This window comes from Azospirillum himalayense (genome assembly GCF_042657465.1).
Taxonomy (GTDB): Bacteria; Pseudomonadota; Alphaproteobacteria; order Azospirillales; family Azospirillaceae; genus Azospirillum; species Azospirillum himalayense.
Map to the genome: position 1 here is coordinate 41922 of NZ_JBHSLC010000021.1, position 14997 is coordinate 56918.

Here is a 14997-nt window from a genome sequence, read left to right on the forward strand (position 1 = left end):
ACCGCCCCCTCACCCCAGGGGGCGAAGGGGGATGGGAGGGGTCAGTCCTTGGGCAGGCGGTCGATCATGTCCTGAGTGATCAGGCAGACGCCGCCCTCGCTGCGGTGGAAGCGCTTGGCGTCCAGCTCCGCGTCCTCCCCGACGACCAGCCCCTCGGGGATCACCACGCCGCGGTCGATCACCACCTTGGTCAGGCGGCAATGGCGGCCGATGTCGACGTCCGGCAGAACCACCGCCTGATGCAGTTCGCTGAAGGAGTTGACGCGCACCTCGCTGAACAGCAGCGAGTTCTTCACCAGCGAGCCGGAGACGATGCAGCCGCCCGACACCAGGCTGTCCACCGCCATGCCGCGCCGGTTCTCGTCGTCGAAGACGAACTTCGCCGGGGGCAGCTGCTCCTGGTAGGTGAAGATCGGCCACTCGCGGTCGTACATGTTGAGCTGCGGCGTGACGTGGCAGAGGTCGAGGTTGGCCTCCCAATAGGCGTCGATGGTGCCGACGTCGCGCCAGTAGGGCTCGGACTCGTGGCCGTTCAGGATGGCCGACTCGGCGAAGTCGTGGGCCATCACCCGCGCCCCGCTCGTCACCAGATACGGGATGATGTCCTTGCCGAAGTCGCGGGACGAGCCGGGTTCGTTGAAGTCGCGCTCCAGCTGGTCGTAGAGGAACTGCGCGTTGAAGACGTAGATGCCCATGCTGGCCAGCGACTTGTCCGGGTTGCCCGGCATCGGCGGCGGATCGGCGGGCTTCTCGACGAAGTCGATGACGCGCTGCGTCTCGTCGACATGCATCACGCCGAAGCCGGTGGCCTGGGCGCGCGGCACCTGGATGCAGGGGATCGTCACATCGGCCTTCTTGGCGATGTGGTCGAGCAGCAGCGCGCCGTAATCCATCTTGTAGATGTGGTCGCCGGCCAGGATCAGGATGTATTCCGGCTCGTGGTCGCGCAGGATGTCCAGGTTCTGGTACACCGCGTCGGCGGTGCCCTGGTACCAGGCGGTCTCGCTGATGCGCTGCTGGGCCGGCAACAGGTCGCAGAACTCGTTCATCTCGCCGCGGAAGAAGTTCCAGCCGCGCTGCAGGTGGCGCAGCAGGCTGTGCGACTTGTACTGCGTCAGCACGCCGATGCGGCGGAAGCCCGAATTGATGCAGTTCGACAGGGCGAAGTCGATGATCCGGAACTTGCCCCCGAAATAGGTGGCCGGCTTGGCGCGACGGTCGGTCAGCTGCTTCAGCCGGCTGCCCCGGCCACCGGCCAGGACGAGGGCCACGGCGCGGCGCGGCGCCAGCCGCAGATCCCGTTTGTCGAGCATGTGTCTCCCCTTTCGGTTCTCTTTTTTGCTGTCGGCCATCCGGAAGCGTCCGGCGGACCAGCGTGGGCGGAGGCCGCTTGTCCCCGTCCCCGTCCGGCTCCGCCGGCTGAGATCGTGACCGTGCCACATTTCACCGGGGCGGGCCAATAGGCCGAGGGGAACAGGCCGGAAATAGACGGGGGCTGCCCAACGGTTGTGCGGAATTCTGGCGCATCATTGTGCACAAAAATCAGGCAAGCGCGCGGGAAACGGGCGCGTGGCGCCTCAACAGGGGGCATTCGGCCTGCAATCCACGGGCGAATCACGCTGCGCTGCAAGGCTTTGGGTGGTCCGATTTTCTGCTCAATTTCTGGGCAAGGCGGTGCGGCGACTCGGGTCCTATGCTGCTTTGCGGTCATCCGAAAGGCCGCAACCACCACGATTCCTAGCCCTTTTGGGTTGGCACGCTTCTTGAAGACAAATCGGCGTACACGGCCCCCTCCCGCCGCCCCGTCTGTACCGGGGACGGGGCGAAACGGGCCAGAAGCATTCGAATAAAGAGGAGCCTCGATGAGCCGTCTCTTCACCCTCGCCGCGCCGACGATGGCGGCGATTCTGGGCTTGGCCGGTCTGCCTGCCGCCGCCCTCGCCCAGGAAGCGGCCGCCGCCGCGGCCGAGCCCACCCTGAGCAGCGGCGACACGGCTTGGATGCTGGTCGCCACGGCGCTGGTTCTGTTCATGACCATCCCGGGTCTGGCCCTGTTCTACGGCGGCATGGTCCGCAAGATGAACGTGCTGTCCATCGTGATGCAGAGCTTCGCGATCTGCTGCCTGGTCAGCATCCTGTGGTTCTTCGCCGGTTACAGCATCGCCTTCACCGAAGGCACCCCGTATTTCGGCGGCCTGTCGAAGTTCATGCTGTCGGGCATCACCAAGGACGGCCTGTCGGGCGTCATTCCGGAGACGGTCTTCATCGTCTTCCAGATGACCTTCGCCATCATCACCCCGGCCCTGATCACCGGCGCCTTCGCCGACCGGATGAAGTTCTCCTCGATGCTGGTCTTCACGGGCCTGTGGTCGCTGATCGTCTACGCGCCGATCACCCACTGGGTCTGGGGTCCGGGCGGCTACCTGCTGGGTGACGGCGTGCTCGACTACGCCGGCGGCACCGTGGTGCACATCAACGCGGGCGTGGCCGGTCTCGTCGCCGCCCTCGTGCTGGGCAAGCGCAAGGGCTACCCGAACGAGAACTTCGCCCCGCACAATCTCGTGCTCAGCCTGATCGGCGCCTCGATGCTGTGGGTCGGCTGGTTCGGCTTCAACGCGGGTTCCGCGGTGGCCGCCGACGGCCGTGCGGGCATGGCCATGCTGGTCACGCAGATCGCCGCCGCCACCGCCGCCATGTCCTGGCTGCTGGTCGAGTGGGCCACCAAGGGCAAGCCCTCGGTCCTCGGCATCATCTCCGGCGCCGTCGCCGGTCTGGTCGCCATCACCCCGGCCTCGGGCTTCGTCGGTCCGACCGGCGCCCTGGTCATCGGTCTGGTCTCCGGCGTGGTCTGCTACTGGGGCGCCACCGGCCTGAAGCGCGCCCTCGGCTATGACGACTCGCTGGACGCCTTCGGCGTGCACGGCGTGGGCGGCATCGTCGGCGCCATCCTGACCGGCGTCTTCGCCCAGGAAGCCATCGGCGGCACCGCCGGCGCCCTGGAAGGCAACGTCGGCCAGATCTGGACGCAGGTCTACGGCATCCTCGCCACCATCGCCTACTCGGCGGTCGGCTCCTTCATCATCCTGAAGGTCATCGACGTGGTGATGGGCCTGCGCGTCGACGAGGACGTCGAGCGCGACGGCCTGGACCTCGCCCTGCACGGCGAGACCATCCACTAAGCACCTTTTGCAGCCTGGTTGTTTCCTCCATGAACTTCCGCCGCCGGGGCCTCCCGGCGGCGGATTTTTCATTTTGGAAGCGGTGACGCGCTCAGCGGCGCAGATACATCTTGCCGACGCCGTTCAGCGCCGTGAAAAGCTGCGCGAACTGCGCCAGGAAGGCGTCCCAGGCCAGCGGCCCGGCCTTCTCCGCCACCGCCTGGTGGAGGGCCCCCAGGCTGGTCCGCCCGTCCACCCGCGCCAGGATCGGCCCGGCCAGACGGGGCAGGGGCAGGGGGACGACGGCGCCCATCAGTTCGGCCTCCAGCACGCCGCCGGGGGGCAGGCCCTTGGCCACCGCGGCCCCGTCGAGGTCGCGGAGCACCGGCACCACCTCCGGCCCGTCGGGGCGGGCGACGGCGCCCTCCGCGTCCTCGGGACGGACGAGATAGGCGATGTGCTTGGTCATGCTGCCGGTGACCTGCTCGGCCCAGGCGGCGCGCTCCAGCCGCGACAGCCCGTCCAGCCGCTTCAGCAGACGGGGGTCCTTCACCCAGACGGTAGGGTCGTAGCGGTACGGGTCCACCAGCGCGGCGACGGCCAGCCCGCCCGCCGCGGCCAGCTCCGCCAGCTCCGGCACGGTGAAGGGCCGGTCGCAGGAGTGCAGCAGCAGGTCGTAGAGGTCGGCGTCGGCCTGTTTGTGGTCGTTGATGAAGGGGTTGCGCAGCAGCCAGTTGGACGGCGGCAGGCGTTCGATCAGCCGGCGGGCCAGCGCCACCTGCTCCTTCGGCGGCAGGTCCGCCGCGATGGTGCGCAGCGCCGCCTGCATGGGATAGACACCGGTGCGCCCGTACGGCGCGTAGACCATCAGCCCGATCCCGCCGCCCGGCTTCAGTGCTCCCGCCAGCGAGCGGATGCCCGCCGCCGGCTCGTCCAGATGGTGCAGCACGCCGCAGCAGTCGATGTAGTCGAACGGCCCCCCCTCCTCCAACAGCCCGCCGAGGTCGAGCAGCGAGCCGCGGCGGAAGTCGATGTTGGTCAGCCCGCGCGCCTCGGCCCGCGCTTCGGCGATGTCCCGCGCGGCGTCGGAGAGGTCGAGATAGGTGACGCGCCCCGGATTGCCGGCGTCGGCCAGTTGCTGGGCGATCATGATCGTCCCGTCGCCGGTCCCGCCGCCGGCCACCAGAACCCGGAGGGGCTTGGCGTGGTCGAGGCGCCCGCCGAAGACGTTGTGGTTCACCTCGTCCAGATGGCTGGGCGATCCGGTGATCAGGCGCTTTTTCTCGTCGGCGGGGTTGCGCGCGGGATAGGGGAAGGCTTCGTACTGGGCGCGCAGGGTGTCGATGCTCATGGATCGGGCAACCGGTCAGGTGGACGGGTGCCGGACCATAGCATCAACGCGGGGGAGGGTGGGGGGAGTGGTTGCGCCGGCCCCCCCGCCCGACACTTCCGACCTTACCCCGCCGCGGCCTCCGCCGGGCGGACCACGCCGACCTCCAGGCCGTTGCGGTTGGTCACCGGCTGGTTGATGAGCTGGCCGGCCCGCGTCCACTGCTCGTCGGACAGGACCTTGGTGGCGCGGATCAGGGCGGCCAGGGCGACCTCGCGGGCGCGCGGGGTGCCGTCGTCGATCTTCAGGGCGATGCCCAGGCCCTGCTTGGGCAGGACGGCGCAGCCCACGCCCTCGGCCCCGCCCTTGACCAGCACCAGACCGCCCGCCGCCTGCATCATGCCGGTGTCGAAGCTGTCCTTGCCGGCGATCAGGTGCGGGTGCGACCGCCAGGCGCGGCGGATGCGGGCCACCGCCTCGGCGCGGGAATCGGGCAGGTCCTTGGGGTCGCCGATGCGGGCCATGGCGTAGGCGATGGCGCCCAGCGGGATGCCGATGGTCGGGATGGCGCAGCCGTCGACGCCCCAGGGGGCCTGCGACAGGTCCTGGCCGGTCATCTGCTCCATCACGCCGAGGATGCGCTGCTGCACCGGGTGGTCGAAGCGGACGTAGCCCTTGGTCGGCTCGCCCTTGTGCAGGGCGGTGGTCAGGAAGCCGGCGTGCTTGCCGGAGCAGTTGTTGTGGAAGGCGGTCGGCGTCTCGCCGTGGCGGATCATCTCGTGGGCGGTCTCGGTGTCGGTCGGCAGATGCGCCCCGCACTCGTAATCGCCCACGGTCAGGCCGATGCGCTTGATCCAGGCCTCCGCGATGCGGGTGTGGCGGATCTCGCCATGATGGGAGGAGCAGGCCAGCGCCAGCTCCTGGTCGCCCAGCTCGTAGGCGTCCAGCGCGCCCGTCTCGACCAACGGGATCGCCTGGATGGCCTTGATGGCGGAGCGCGGGTAGACCGGCGCCTGGATGTCGCCCCACTGGGCCAGCACACGCCCGTCGGAATCGACGATGCAGGCGCGCCCGCGATGGACGGATTCCACCATGCCGCCGCGCGTCACCTCGACGAGGATCGGCGCCTCCGGCGGTCCGGACAGGTCGGCGTGCCCCTCGGCGGGGGTGTGCCCCTCGGCGGAGTTGTCATGGTCGGCGTGGCCGTGGTGGTCACCGTGGCCGCCGCAGCAGGAGGAATGGTCGTGGCTCATGGGTGGAGAGCTTGCCTCTCTCCGGGTCGCGAGGCAAGGTGTCGCACCGTCGGACCCGCCGGATCACGGCTGATTCGCGCTATGTGCGGGCCGAAACTACGAGTGATTGTGCAGCCATGCGTGGATATTTCGCCATCGGGGTGGAGCGGATCAGCAAGCCGGGCAACGTCGGCAACCTGATGCGCTCCGCCCACGCCTTCGGCGCCTCCTTCTTCTTCGCCATCGACCCGGAACCCGACCTGCACGAGGCGCACATCGTCGACACCTCGGGCGCGTCGGAGCATCTGCCGCTCTACGTCTACGACCGCGTGGCCGATCTGGCCCTGCCCAAGGATTGCCAGCTTGTGGGCGTGGAGCTGACCGAGGACGCGGTGGAACTGCCCAGCTTCCGCCACCCGACCCGCGCCGCCTACGTGCTGGGTCCGGAGCGCGGCAGCCTGTCCGAACCGCTGCTGGAGCGCTGCGACTTCACGGTGAAGATCCCGATGAAGTTCTGCATCAACGTCGGGGTGGCCGGCGCGCTGGTGATGTACGACCGGATGATCAGCCTGGGCCGCTTCGCGGAACGCCCGGTGCGCGTCGGCGGTCCGACCGAGCCGCTGCGCGATCACCAGCACGGCCGCCAGATCATGCGCAACCCGGAGCGCCGCCGCCGCATGCGCGGCATCCAGAAGCCGGTGATCGTCCGCGACGACGAGTGATCCGGAGAGGCTCCACAGTCCAGGAACCGCCACGCCGCGAAGGAGACGTTCGATGTCCGACCCGCTCTACGACGACCGCTTCTACGACATCCAGGAGGAAGGGTCGCTCCGCTCCGCGCGGGTCATAGCGCCGCTGGTGCTGGGCTGGGTGGGGGCGGACTCGGTCCTGGACGTCGGGTGCGGGGTCGGCACCTTCCTGCGGGCCTTTGCGGAGACGGGGATCGCGGACGTCCAGGGGCTGGACGGCGACTATGTGCGCCGCGACCGTCTGCGCATCGATCCGTCCCGCTTCCGCGCCCAGGACCTGTCGCAGCCCTTCGATCTGGGACGGCGGTTCGGCCTCGTCCTGTCGCTGGAGGTCGCCGAGCATCTGCCGGAAGAGCGGGCCGAAGGCTTCGTCGACGATCTCTGCCGCCACGGCGACGTGGTGCTGTTCGGGGCCGCCATCCCAGGCCAGGGGGGCAACGGCCACATCAACGAGCAGTGGCAGAGCCATTGGGCCGGGAAGTTCCTCTCCCGCGGCTACGAGGCCTTCGACATCCTGCGGCCCGTCCTGTGGGCCGATCCGTCCGTCGAGTTCTGGTACCGCCAGAACACGGTGATCTTCGCCAGTCCGGATGGCATCGCCGCCAACCCGGGCCTGGCCGCCATGCGGGGGAAAGGGCTGCCGCTGTCCTGCATGGGGCTGGTCCATCCGGAACTGCTGGCCCTTCACGCCCATCAGGCGGCCCGGTCGCGGCGGGTGGTCGACGTCTTCAACCAGATGGCCGCGCAGGGCGGCAGCTACCGCTTCGACAAGGGAGCGGACGGCTCGGTCAACATCGTGCGCATCGAGTGACGCGCTTGGACAGATGATCGCTTCTGTCGCTTTTCAGCCGTGAAGCCCGGCTCTCGGACTCAGAACTTCACGAAGGGGTTGAGGATCAGCCCCAGCGCGCCGGTGAAATGAAGCGGCGCGTCGGTCACCGCCAGACACAGGCAGCCCTCCTCGTCGGCCACCGGGCGGTGGCGCACGGAGTCGTCGGCGACGGACAGGTCGCCGCGGGCGAACTGGCCCAGATCGTCGGTGAAGCCGCCGTCGAGCACCAGGGTCAATTCGATCCCGCGGTGGGTGTGGTGGGGCGGCCCGACGCCGCTCGCCAGCCGCATCAGCCGAGCCTTGCCGCGGCGTTCGGAGCCGGCCTCCAGCGGGAAGCCCAGCGGGATGTCGTAGCAGTCCATGCCGCGCATCAGCCGCTTCCAGGGCAGGCGCGACAGGTCGTTGCCGACGTAGCGGCGCAGCGGTTCGGGCAGCAGCGGCACCTCGGCCGGCTGGCAGACCAGCTTCGGCCGGGGCGCGCGGGGCAGGGGCGGCAGGTCGCCCAGCCGGGCGAGAACCGTTTCCAGGCAGGCGGGGTCGACCTCCTCCGGCTCGATGCTCTCCAGCAGGGCGCCGCCGACCGCCTCCATCTCGGCGACGTTCAGACGGCAGCAGGGGCACAGCGCCAGATGGGTCGCCACGATCAGCGACGCCGCCTCGCCCAGGGCGCCGCCGGCATAGTCGATCAGCAGCGTGTCGCCGGGATGGTGGGTGGGCACGGTCATTGGGAATCCCTCATGGCCTTGCGCAGCCGTTCCATGGCCAGCCGCAGGCGCGACTTGACGGTGCCCAGCGGAATGCCCTGTTCGGCGGAGATCAGGCTGTGCGGCTTGTCCTCGAAATAGGCCAGACGCAGCAGATCGGCCTGCTCCGGCGGCAGGGTCTTCAGCGCGGCCCGCAGCCGTCCGGCGGTCTCCCGCGCCGCCACCCCGTCGTCGGCGCTCTCCATCGGGTCGGGCACCAGCGTGGGGTCGGCGGGGTCGATCTCGGGCCGCTGTTCCCGCCGCAGCGCGTCGATCCGCCGGTTGCGGGCGATGGTGAACACCCAGGTGCCGGCGGAGGCCTGGGTCGGGTCATAGGTTTCCGCGCGGCGCCACACCAACAGCATCACGTCCTGCACCAACTCCTCCGCACCGCCCGCGTCGCAGCCCTGGCGGCGCAGATAAGCCTTCAACCGCGGGGCGAAATGCCCGAACAGGGCCGCGAAGGCCGTGCGGTCGCGGTCCCGCCCGACCGCGGTCAGCAGTTCTTCGAAGGTCCGGTCGGCGCCGGCGGCTGGGGAACCAAGATCCTGCATCCACGTCTTCGGGCACGTCTTCGGGGGCACCGTCTCTGCGCGCAAGGGCTTTGCGCACAGGGGCAAGCCCCGCATCACATGGTGCGCGGGGCGCCCCGCTGCAAAGCGTGTTTGGCGCTCTCCCGCGTCGTATTCACCGTCATGTGGTCGGGCGGCCGGTCGTGTCATGGGTGGGCTGCGGCGTTCCGTCGGGCGTTCGATGGGCCTTCTACGCGCCCCGCCGGCCATCGGATCACCGGCTTTCGATACGAAATCGAGCGATCGATTGCAGGACCGGCTGTCGGAACAACCCGTGACTTCGCCGCCGGGACGGGGCGGCGGCCCTGGAAAGCCTCACCGAATTGGGGTAGGGTCCCACCCACTCCCGAACCCGTCCGCGAAACCATTCGAGCCTTCGCCAACCGATGTTGCCCATTCGCACCATCCGTCGCACCGCCGGCGCCGCTCTGCTTCTGGCCGGTCCGATCCTCGCCGCAACCGTTGCGACGGCGGCCGCCGCCGACCCGCGCCTGCTGGGGACCTTCAAGGACTGGAACGCCTTCGCCTTCGACGAGGGCGGGCACAAGGTCTGCTACCTGTCCAGCCAGCCCAAGAAGAAGGAACCCGCCGCGGCCAAGCGCGGGGACATCTATGTGCTGGTGACCCACCGCCCGGCGGAGAAGGCGCTGGACGTCGTCAGCGTCGTCGTCGGCTATCCCCTCAAGAAGGACAGCGAGTCCACGCTGGACGTGGCCGGCAAGTCCTTCAAGCTGTTCACCGACGGCGAGACCGCCTGGGCGCGCGACGCCGACACCGACAAGGCCGTCACCGCCGCGATTCGCGACGCCAAGGGCAAGTCCATGGTGGTGAAGGGGGTTTCGGGCCGCGGCACGAAGACCACCGACACCTACAGCACCGACGGCTTCGCCCAGGCTTACGACGCGATCAACCAGGCCTGCGGCGTGAAGCGCTGAGCAGCGCTGCTCTTTTCACTTGGTCGCTTCTCGTTTCGTCTTTTGACTCCGGACGCTCGTGGCCCTATTTAGGGGGCCATGAGCGCCTCCAACCATGCTGCTGCCTTTGCCCTGCCGGCTGTCGATGCCGACGGGCGCAAGAACCTTGTCGGCCTGTCCCGCGACGAGCTGGAAGCCGAAATGCTGTCCGTCGGCCTGGAGAAATTCCGGGCCCGCCAGCTCTGGCACTGGATCTACCACCGCGGAGCCACCGACTTCGCGGTGATGACCACGCTCGCCAAGCCGGTGCGCGAGAAGCTGGCGGAGAGCTACGCCGTGGCCCGCCCGACGGTCGTGCGCGACCTGAAGTCGGTGGACGGCACGCGCAAGTGGCTGCTGCGCATGCCCGACGGGCAGGAGGTGGAGAGCGTCCACATCCCCGAGGAGGACCGCGGCACGCTCTGCGTCTCCTCGCAGGTCGGCTGCACGCTGACCTGCCGCTTCTGCCACACCGGCACGCAGCGTCTGGTGCGCAACCTCGACGCCTCGGAGATCGTGGCGCAGGTCATGCTGGCCCGCGACGCGCTCGGCGAATGGCCGGCGCCGCCGGACGGCCGGATGATCTCCAACATCGTCATGATGGGGATGGGGGAGCCGCTCTTTAACTACGAGAACGTCGCCAAGGCGCTGAAGATCGTCATGGACGGCGACGGGATCTCGATCTCGAAGCGCCGCATCACGCTCTCGACCTCCGGCGTCGTCCCGGCCATGAAGCGCTGCGGCGAGGAGCTGAACGTCAACCTCGCCGTCAGCCTGCACGCCGTGACCGATGAGCTTCGCGACATCATCATGCCCATCAACCGGAAATATCCGCTGAAGGAGCTGATGGACGCCTGCCGCAATTACCCCGGCCTGAACAACGCGCGGCGCATCACCTTCGAATACGTGATGCTGAAGGGCGTCAACGACAGCCCGGCGGACGCCCGCGCCCTTGTGAAGTTGCTGGAGGGCATCCCGTCGAAGATCAACCTGATCCCCTTCAACCCCTGGCCGGGCGCCCCCTACGAGCGCTCGACCGACCGGGCCATCCAGGTCTTCGGCGACATCGTCAACAACGCCGGCTACGCCAGCCCCGTCCGCACCACCCGCGGCGAGGACATCATGGCCGCCTGCGGCCAGTTGAAGAGCGCGTCCGTCCGCCTGTCCGCCGCCGACCGCGCCGCCATCGAGAAGGTGCTGGCCGAGAAGGACGCGGCGCTGGCCGGATAAGGCCGGACCTATCCCTGGGAGTGCTCCGTGCCTGAGTTCGCCGTCGATCCCGGCCTGATCCTGTTCCTGTTCAACGCGGCGGCGGTCTGGCCGCTGATGCGCATCTTCCGTCGGGCGGGCTTCTCGCCCTGGTGGGCGCTGGTGATCTTCGTGCCGGTGATCGGGCTGGTCGGCGTGCTGGGCCTGCTGACGGTGCGGCGCTGGCCGGCGCGGGTCCTGGTCGACGGGCCGGCGCGGACGCGCAAGGCGCGGAGGGCCGCGTGATGGAGATGCTCGACTCCGTCGTCGCCCTGCTCAACGCCGTCTATTGGCAGCCCTGGGCGGCGATCATGTCCACCGACCCGTGGACGGCGAACCTCGTCATGGCGATCCTGCTGATGCTGAAGCTGATCTTCGGCGGCTGGGTGCTGGCCAAGGGCGGGCGCAGCCCGCTGTGGGCGCTGGTCCTGCTGATCAACGGGGCGGACATCCTGGCGATGTGGCTCTACGCCTACATCCGCTGGCCCTTCGTGGACCGGGCGCCCGCCCGCCCCGCCGCGGAGAGCACCGTTGCGGCCGACGCCGGGACGGATTGAGTGCCCCAGCCCTCTCCCCTCTGGGGAGAGGGTGGCCCGAAGGGCCTCTCGCGCTGGCTGAAAGCCAGCGCTGACGGCGGCAGGCGGATGCCTCTGGCATCCGCCGAGAGCCGGTGAGGGGGATGTGCGTTTCGGTACGTTCGGCAGAAGCGCAACCCCCTCACCCTAACCCTCTCCCCAGAGGGGAGAGGGGACTTAATGAGCGGGACCGATTGATTCGCTCCTGCCGTAGGGCTACTGTCCGGCACCGATATTTTTCCCCACCCGCGTGAGTAGTCCCATGAGCGGTGCGTCCGGCAAACAGATCAAGAAAGTGGTGCTCGCCTATTCGGGCGGCCTCGACACCTCGGTGATCCTGAAGTGGCTCCAGGAAACCTATCAATGCGAGGTGGTGACCTTCACCGCCGACCTCGGCCAGGGCGAGGAGCTGGAGCCGGCGCGCAAGAAGGCCGAGCTTCTGGGCATCAAGCCGGAAAACATCTTCATCGACGACCTGCGCGAAGAGTTCGTGCGGGACTTCGTGTTCCCGATGTTCCGCGCCAACACCCTCTATGAGGGCACCTACCTGCTCGGCACCTCGATCGCCCGGCCGCTGATCGCCAAGCGCCAGATCGAGATTGCCAACCAAGTCGGCGCCGACGCCGTGGCCCACGGCGCCACCGGCAAGGGCAACGATCAGGTCCGCTTCGAGCTGGGCTACTACGCGCTCCGCCCGGACATCAAGATCATCGCGCCGTGGCGCGAGTGGGACCTGAACAGCCGCACCCGGCTGATCGACTACGCCGAGAAGAACCAGATTCCGATCGCCAAGGACAAGCGCGGCGAGGCCCCGTACTCGACCGACGCCAACCTCCTGCACATCTCCTACGAGGGGAAGGCGCTGGAGGACCCGTGGGTCGAGCCGTTCGAGGACATGTACACCCGCTCCGTCTCCCCGGAGAAGGCCCCGGACACCCCGACCTACGTCGAGGTCGAGTTCAAGCGCGGCGACGCCGTGGCGATCGACGGCAAGGCCCTGTCCCCGGCGGCCCTGCTGACCGAGCTGAACCGTCTGGGCGGCGAGAACGGCATCGGCCGCCTCGACCTCGTCGAGAACCGCTACGTCGGCATGAAGTCGCGCGGCGTGTACGAGACGCCGGGCGGCACCATCCTGCTGGCCGCCCACCGCGCGATGGAGAGCATCACGCTCGACCGTGGCGCCGGCCATCTGAAGGATGAGCTGATGCCGCGCTACGCCGAGCTGATCTACTGCGGCTACTGGTTCAGCCCGGAGCGCCAGGCGCTCCAGGCGCTGATCGACCAGACCCAGGAGCCGGTGAACGGCGTGGTCCGCCTGAAGCTGTTCAAGGGCAACGTCACGGTCGTCGGCCGCAAGTCGCCGAACAGCCTCTACCGCATGGACTATGTGACGTTCGAGGAAGACAGCGTCTACAACCAGAAGGACGCGGAAGGCTTCATCAAGCTGAACGCGCTCCGTCTGCGCCTGGGCGCCATGGCCCGCGCGAACGTCAAGTAAGCGCTCGCGGGTTTGATGTTTTCAGGACGGGGGGCTCTCGCAGCCTCCCGTTTCCTTTTGGGGGAAGGCTCAGCGGTCCCAGCGCATCGCGGCGATGCGGGCGTCGCCGGTGAAGGTGGAACGGTTGAACTCCAGGCGAATGCCTGGGAACTCGCACAGTGCCTGGATGCCCGAACCGCGCAAGTAAATCCGCCAAGTCTGGAAGCTGGCCGGCTTCGGTTCCCGGAAGGCCGCGCCGGTCAGCAGGGCCAGACAGGCACCCTTGTCCGGGTCGCGCACCGAGGCGTAGCGGATGACCTGGATACCGGCCTGCCGCGCCGTCTCGGCCAAGCTCTGGCAGGGCTCGTAATGGGTCGGGTGCGACCATGTCGCGGTGTCCCGGTCGAGAGGCGGGGCGGTCAGGTCCAATCCCCGATCCGTTTCGTAGGCTGCGCAGAAAGCCGTGTATTCATTTGGATTGGCGGGCCACGGCGTGTCGGGCGATTCCGCGAAGAACAGCAGGCGATAGAAGGAAAGTTCGGCGACCGCCGTGCGGACGCATTCGGCGGCGTAATAGACACCCGGCGTCATGCCGGCACGCCGGAATCGTGATCCTGTAGGGTAGGGGGCGTCGTAGCGGAACGGTGTGGACAGGAGAAAGTGAAGCCCCTGGCATTCGTTGGGAATCGGGGGCTTCGTGCCTTCGATCAACCGTTCCAGAAGATCCTGTTCGTCCAGGCTGTCGACCAGCTTGAGAGTGGAAACCTTATTTTGGGCTTCTACTAAGCGCCAGCATCCGCCTGTTAATGAGCGCCTGTTAGAGGACAGCGCGGCGGGAGTCCAGATAGTCGATGACATGCATCAGCCCAGTTATGGTCTGGACTTTATCCAGCGGCTTGCCGTTGTCCAGCGCTGTATTGACGTTTCTCAGCCACGCGCGGGCAACGTTCGGGTCGCCGCCGACAATGGCGTCAAGCGACCGATAAAGACGGATGAAGAGAATTGCAAGTTCGAAGGACTTATCGTTGGTTGACAGCGTCAGGCCATGCTTGCGCATGCGCGACACCGTGGGCTCCGAAACGCCCAGGATCCTCGCAAGGATCGTATTGGGAATCTCAAGCTGATCGGCAGCGCGGAGGACAGCCTTGGTGACAACCTGCGCGTTGGATGGCGCGGTGTTCGTCGCTTGATGCGTCAGCATGGCCGCCTCCTTTCCTCAGAAATCAGAATATAGCATTCTTTCCAAGGAAAGCAAAATCACCCTTCCAGCCTGAAGCTCCCGTCCTCGCCCAGCGCGGCGAAGGGGTTCCAGGCGACCTCCCAGGGATGGCCGTCCGGGTCGGCGAAATAGCCGCTGTATCCGCCCCAGAAGACGTCCTGCGCCGGCTTCAGGATGCGCCCGCCGGCCCGCTCGGCCTGGGCCATCACGGCGTCCACCTCCGCCTTGCTGCGCAGGTTGTGGGCGAGCGTGATGCCGCCGAAGCCCGACGTCGGGCCGGACTCCGCCAGATGCGCGTCCTCGGCCAGCGCCTCCCGCCCGAAGAGGGCGAGCGCCACGCCGCCCAACTGGTAGAAGGTGATGGCATCCTGGCTGACCGGGGAGGGGGTCCAGCCCAGCCCCTCCTCGTAGAAGCGGCGGCTGCGCGCGAGGTCGGCGACCCCCAGCGTGATCAGGCTGACCCTCTGTTCCATCTCAGCTTCCCTTGCGTTCGGTGGCGGGCGGCATGGCGACGGGCAGCCCGGCCTCCTTCCAGCCCTTGAAGCCGCCCTCCAGGTGGCAGACATTCTCCAGCCCCATCGACTGCACGGTGTCGGTGGCGAGCGCCGAGCGCCAGCCGCTGGCGCAGTAGAAGACGAAGCGCTTGCCCGACGCGAAAACCGGCTTGTGATAGGGGCTGTCCGGGTCCACCCAGAATTCCAGCATGCCGCGGGTGGCCGGGAAGGCGCCGGGGATCATGCCGTCGCGCGTCAGTTCGCGCGGGTCGCGGATGTCCACGAAGAGCACGTCGGGGTCGCCGTGCAGGGACAGCGCCTCCTGCGGGGTGATCGCCTGGATGCGGCCGTTCGCTTCGGCCAGCATCTCCTTGTAGCCCTTCTTCATCGGCATGGCGGTTTCCTCCTTTTGACC

At 68.2% G+C, this 14997-nt stretch carries 17 protein-coding genes; 8 read left to right on the forward strand and 9 right to left on the reverse strand.

Annotated elements, in window-relative coordinates; translation table 11 throughout:
* Positions 1 to 41: 41 nt before the first annotated feature.
* The gene (gene glgC, locus ACFPMG_RS12045; protein WP_376995366.1) at positions 42 to 1313 is read right to left on the reverse strand and encodes a glucose-1-phosphate adenylyltransferase; all 1272 of its coding nucleotides are present in this window, start codon (positions 1311 to 1313) and stop codon (positions 42 to 44) included.
* A gap of 549 nt (positions 1314 to 1862) precedes the next feature.
* Here glgC and ACFPMG_RS12050 point away from each other — a divergent pair.
* Positions 1863 to 3179 (forward strand): ammonium transporter, encoded by a 1317-nt coding sequence (locus tag ACFPMG_RS12050; RefSeq protein WP_376995367.1) that lies wholly within the window; start codon positions 1863 to 1865, stop codon positions 3177 to 3179.
* Positions 3180 to 3270: 91 nt separating this feature from the next.
* Here ACFPMG_RS12050 and ACFPMG_RS12055 read toward each other — a convergent pair whose 3' ends face one another.
* A complete protein-coding gene (locus ACFPMG_RS12055; RefSeq protein WP_376995368.1) occupies positions 3271 to 4509 on the reverse strand; it encodes a class I SAM-dependent methyltransferase in 1239 nt (412 codons plus the stop codon).
* Positions 4510 to 4613: 104 nt separating this feature from the next.
* On the reverse strand, positions 4614 to 5741 hold the full coding sequence (locus ACFPMG_RS12060) for an asparaginase (protein WP_376995369.1): 1128 nt from the start codon (positions 5739 to 5741) through the stop codon (positions 4614 to 4616).
* A 116-nt stretch (positions 5742 to 5857) separates the two neighbouring features.
* Between ACFPMG_RS12060 and ACFPMG_RS12065 the strand changes: the two genes are divergently transcribed.
* The gene (locus tag ACFPMG_RS12065) at positions 5858 to 6442 is read left to right on the forward strand and encodes an RNA methyltransferase (RefSeq protein WP_145623014.1); all 585 of its coding nucleotides are present in this window, start codon (positions 5858 to 5860) and stop codon (positions 6440 to 6442) included.
* Between the two features lie 52 nt (positions 6443 to 6494).
* Positions 6495 to 7280, forward strand: coding sequence for a class I SAM-dependent methyltransferase (locus ACFPMG_RS12070; RefSeq protein ID WP_376995370.1), 786 nt, complete (start codon positions 6495 to 6497; stop codon positions 7278 to 7280).
* A gap of 59 nt (positions 7281 to 7339) precedes the next feature.
* Here ACFPMG_RS12070 and ACFPMG_RS12075 read toward each other — a convergent pair whose 3' ends face one another.
* Both ACFPMG_RS12075 and ACFPMG_RS12080 read right to left on the reverse strand, forming a co-directional pair.
* On the reverse strand, positions 7340 to 8026 hold the full coding sequence (locus ACFPMG_RS12075) for a ChrR family anti-sigma-E factor (protein WP_376995371.1): 687 nt from the start codon (positions 8024 to 8026) through the stop codon (positions 7340 to 7342).
* Complete coding sequence (locus ACFPMG_RS12080) at positions 8023 to 8598, reverse strand: sigma-70 family RNA polymerase sigma factor (RefSeq protein ID WP_376995372.1); 576 nt, start codon at positions 8596 to 8598, stop codon at positions 8023 to 8025. The genes ACFPMG_RS12075 and ACFPMG_RS12080 overlap by 4 nt, the downstream gene beginning before the upstream one ends.
* A gap of 404 nt (positions 8599 to 9002) precedes the next feature.
* Between ACFPMG_RS12080 and ACFPMG_RS12085 the strand changes: the two genes are divergently transcribed.
* The 5 genes from ACFPMG_RS12085 to ACFPMG_RS12105 all read left to right on the forward strand — a co-directional run bounded on the left by ACFPMG_RS12085 (position 9003) and on the right by ACFPMG_RS12105 (position 12890).
* A complete protein-coding gene (locus ACFPMG_RS12085; RefSeq protein WP_376995373.1) occupies positions 9003 to 9551 on the forward strand; it encodes an invasion associated locus B family protein in 549 nt (182 codons plus the stop codon).
* Between the two features lie 78 nt (positions 9552 to 9629).
* On the forward strand, positions 9630 to 10799 hold the full coding sequence (gene rlmN, locus ACFPMG_RS12090) for a dual-specificity RNA methyltransferase RlmN (RefSeq protein ID WP_114857867.1): 1170 nt from the start codon (positions 9630 to 9632) through the stop codon (positions 10797 to 10799).
* Between the two features lie 27 nt (positions 10800 to 10826).
* Entirely contained in the window at positions 10827 to 11063 is a 237-nt protein-coding gene (locus ACFPMG_RS12095; RefSeq protein WP_035669769.1) for a DUF805 domain-containing protein, read from the forward strand.
* The gene (locus ACFPMG_RS12100) at positions 11063 to 11374 is read left to right on the forward strand and encodes a hypothetical protein (protein ID WP_114857868.1); all 312 of its coding nucleotides are present in this window, start codon (positions 11063 to 11065) and stop codon (positions 11372 to 11374) included. The genes ACFPMG_RS12095 and ACFPMG_RS12100 overlap by 1 nt, the downstream gene beginning before the upstream one ends.
* A 280-nt stretch (positions 11375 to 11654) precedes the next feature.
* Positions 11655 to 12890, forward strand: a complete 1236-nt coding sequence (locus ACFPMG_RS12105) for an argininosuccinate synthase (RefSeq protein WP_376995374.1) — start codon at positions 11655 to 11657, stop codon at positions 12888 to 12890.
* A gap of 69 nt (positions 12891 to 12959) precedes the next feature.
* Here the strand turns inward: ACFPMG_RS12105 and ACFPMG_RS12110 are convergent, their stop codons facing one another.
* The 4 genes from ACFPMG_RS12110 to ACFPMG_RS12125 are packed head-to-tail and all read right to left on the reverse strand — an operon-like array spanning position 12960 to position 14976.
* Positions 12960 to 13727 carry an RES family NAD+ phosphorylase gene (locus ACFPMG_RS12110; RefSeq protein ID WP_376995375.1) on the reverse strand — a complete coding sequence of 256 codons (768 nt, stop codon included), beginning with the start codon at positions 13725 to 13727 and terminating at the stop codon, positions 12960 to 12962.
* Entirely contained in the window at positions 13687 to 14070 is a 384-nt protein-coding gene (locus ACFPMG_RS12115; protein WP_376995376.1) for an antitoxin Xre/MbcA/ParS toxin-binding domain-containing protein, read from the reverse strand. The genes ACFPMG_RS12110 and ACFPMG_RS12115 overlap by 41 nt, the downstream gene beginning before the upstream one ends.
* A gap of 56 nt (positions 14071 to 14126) precedes the next feature.
* On the reverse strand, positions 14127 to 14561 hold the full coding sequence (locus ACFPMG_RS12120; protein WP_109071831.1) for a VOC family protein: 435 nt from the start codon (positions 14559 to 14561) through the stop codon (positions 14127 to 14129).
* A 1-nt stretch (position 14562) separates the two neighbouring features.
* A complete protein-coding gene (locus ACFPMG_RS12125) occupies positions 14563 to 14976 on the reverse strand; it encodes a rhodanese-like domain-containing protein (protein ID WP_376995377.1) in 414 nt (137 codons plus the stop codon).
* Positions 14977 to 14997 lie beyond the last annotated feature (21 nt).

Coding starts and splice junctions, on each gene's coding strand:
- ACFPMG_RS12080 (WP_376995372.1), bottom strand. CDS start 8,598: ATGCAGGATCTTGGTTCCCCAGCCGCCGGCGCCGACCGGACCTTCGAA.
- ACFPMG_RS12065 (WP_145623014.1), top strand. CDS start 5,858: ATGCGTGGATATTTCGCCATCGGGGTGGAGCGGATCAGCAAGCCGGGC.
- glgC (WP_376995366.1), bottom strand. CDS start 1,313: ATGCTCGACAAACGGGATCTGCGGCTGGCGCCGCGCCGCGCCGTGGCC.
- ACFPMG_RS12115 (WP_376995376.1), bottom strand. CDS start 14,070: ATGCTGACGCATCAAGCGACGAACACCGCGCCATCCAACGCGCAGGTT.
- rlmN (WP_114857867.1), top strand. CDS start 9,630: ATGAGCGCCTCCAACCATGCTGCTGCCTTTGCCCTGCCGGCTGTCGAT.
- ACFPMG_RS12100 (WP_114857868.1), top strand. CDS start 11,063: ATGGAGATGCTCGACTCCGTCGTCGCCCTGCTCAACGCCGTCTATTGG.
- ACFPMG_RS12125 (WP_376995377.1), bottom strand. CDS start 14,976: ATGCCGATGAAGAAGGGCTACAAGGAGATGCTGGCCGAAGCGAACGGC.
- ACFPMG_RS12105 (WP_376995374.1), top strand. CDS start 11,655: ATGAGCGGTGCGTCCGGCAAACAGATCAAGAAAGTGGTGCTCGCCTAT.
- ACFPMG_RS12070 (WP_376995370.1), top strand. CDS start 6,495: ATGTCCGACCCGCTCTACGACGACCGCTTCTACGACATCCAGGAGGAA.
- ACFPMG_RS12120 (WP_109071831.1), bottom strand. CDS start 14,561: ATGGAACAGAGGGTCAGCCTGATCACGCTGGGGGTCGCCGACCTCGCG.
- ACFPMG_RS12110 (WP_376995375.1), bottom strand. CDS start 13,727: ATGTCATCGACTATCTGGACTCCCGCCGCGCTGTCCTCTAACAGGCGC.
- ACFPMG_RS12075 (WP_376995371.1), bottom strand. CDS start 8,026: ATGACCGTGCCCACCCACCATCCCGGCGACACGCTGCTGATCGACTAT.
- ACFPMG_RS12055 (WP_376995368.1), bottom strand. CDS start 4,509: ATGAGCATCGACACCCTGCGCGCCCAGTACGAAGCCTTCCCCTATCCC.
- ACFPMG_RS12085 (WP_376995373.1), top strand. CDS start 9,003: ATGTTGCCCATTCGCACCATCCGTCGCACCGCCGGCGCCGCTCTGCTT.
- ACFPMG_RS12050 (WP_376995367.1), top strand. CDS start 1,863: ATGAGCCGTCTCTTCACCCTCGCCGCGCCGACGATGGCGGCGATTCTG.
- ACFPMG_RS12060 (WP_376995369.1), bottom strand. CDS start 5,741: ATGAGCCACGACCATTCCTCCTGCTGCGGCGGCCACGGTGACCACCAC.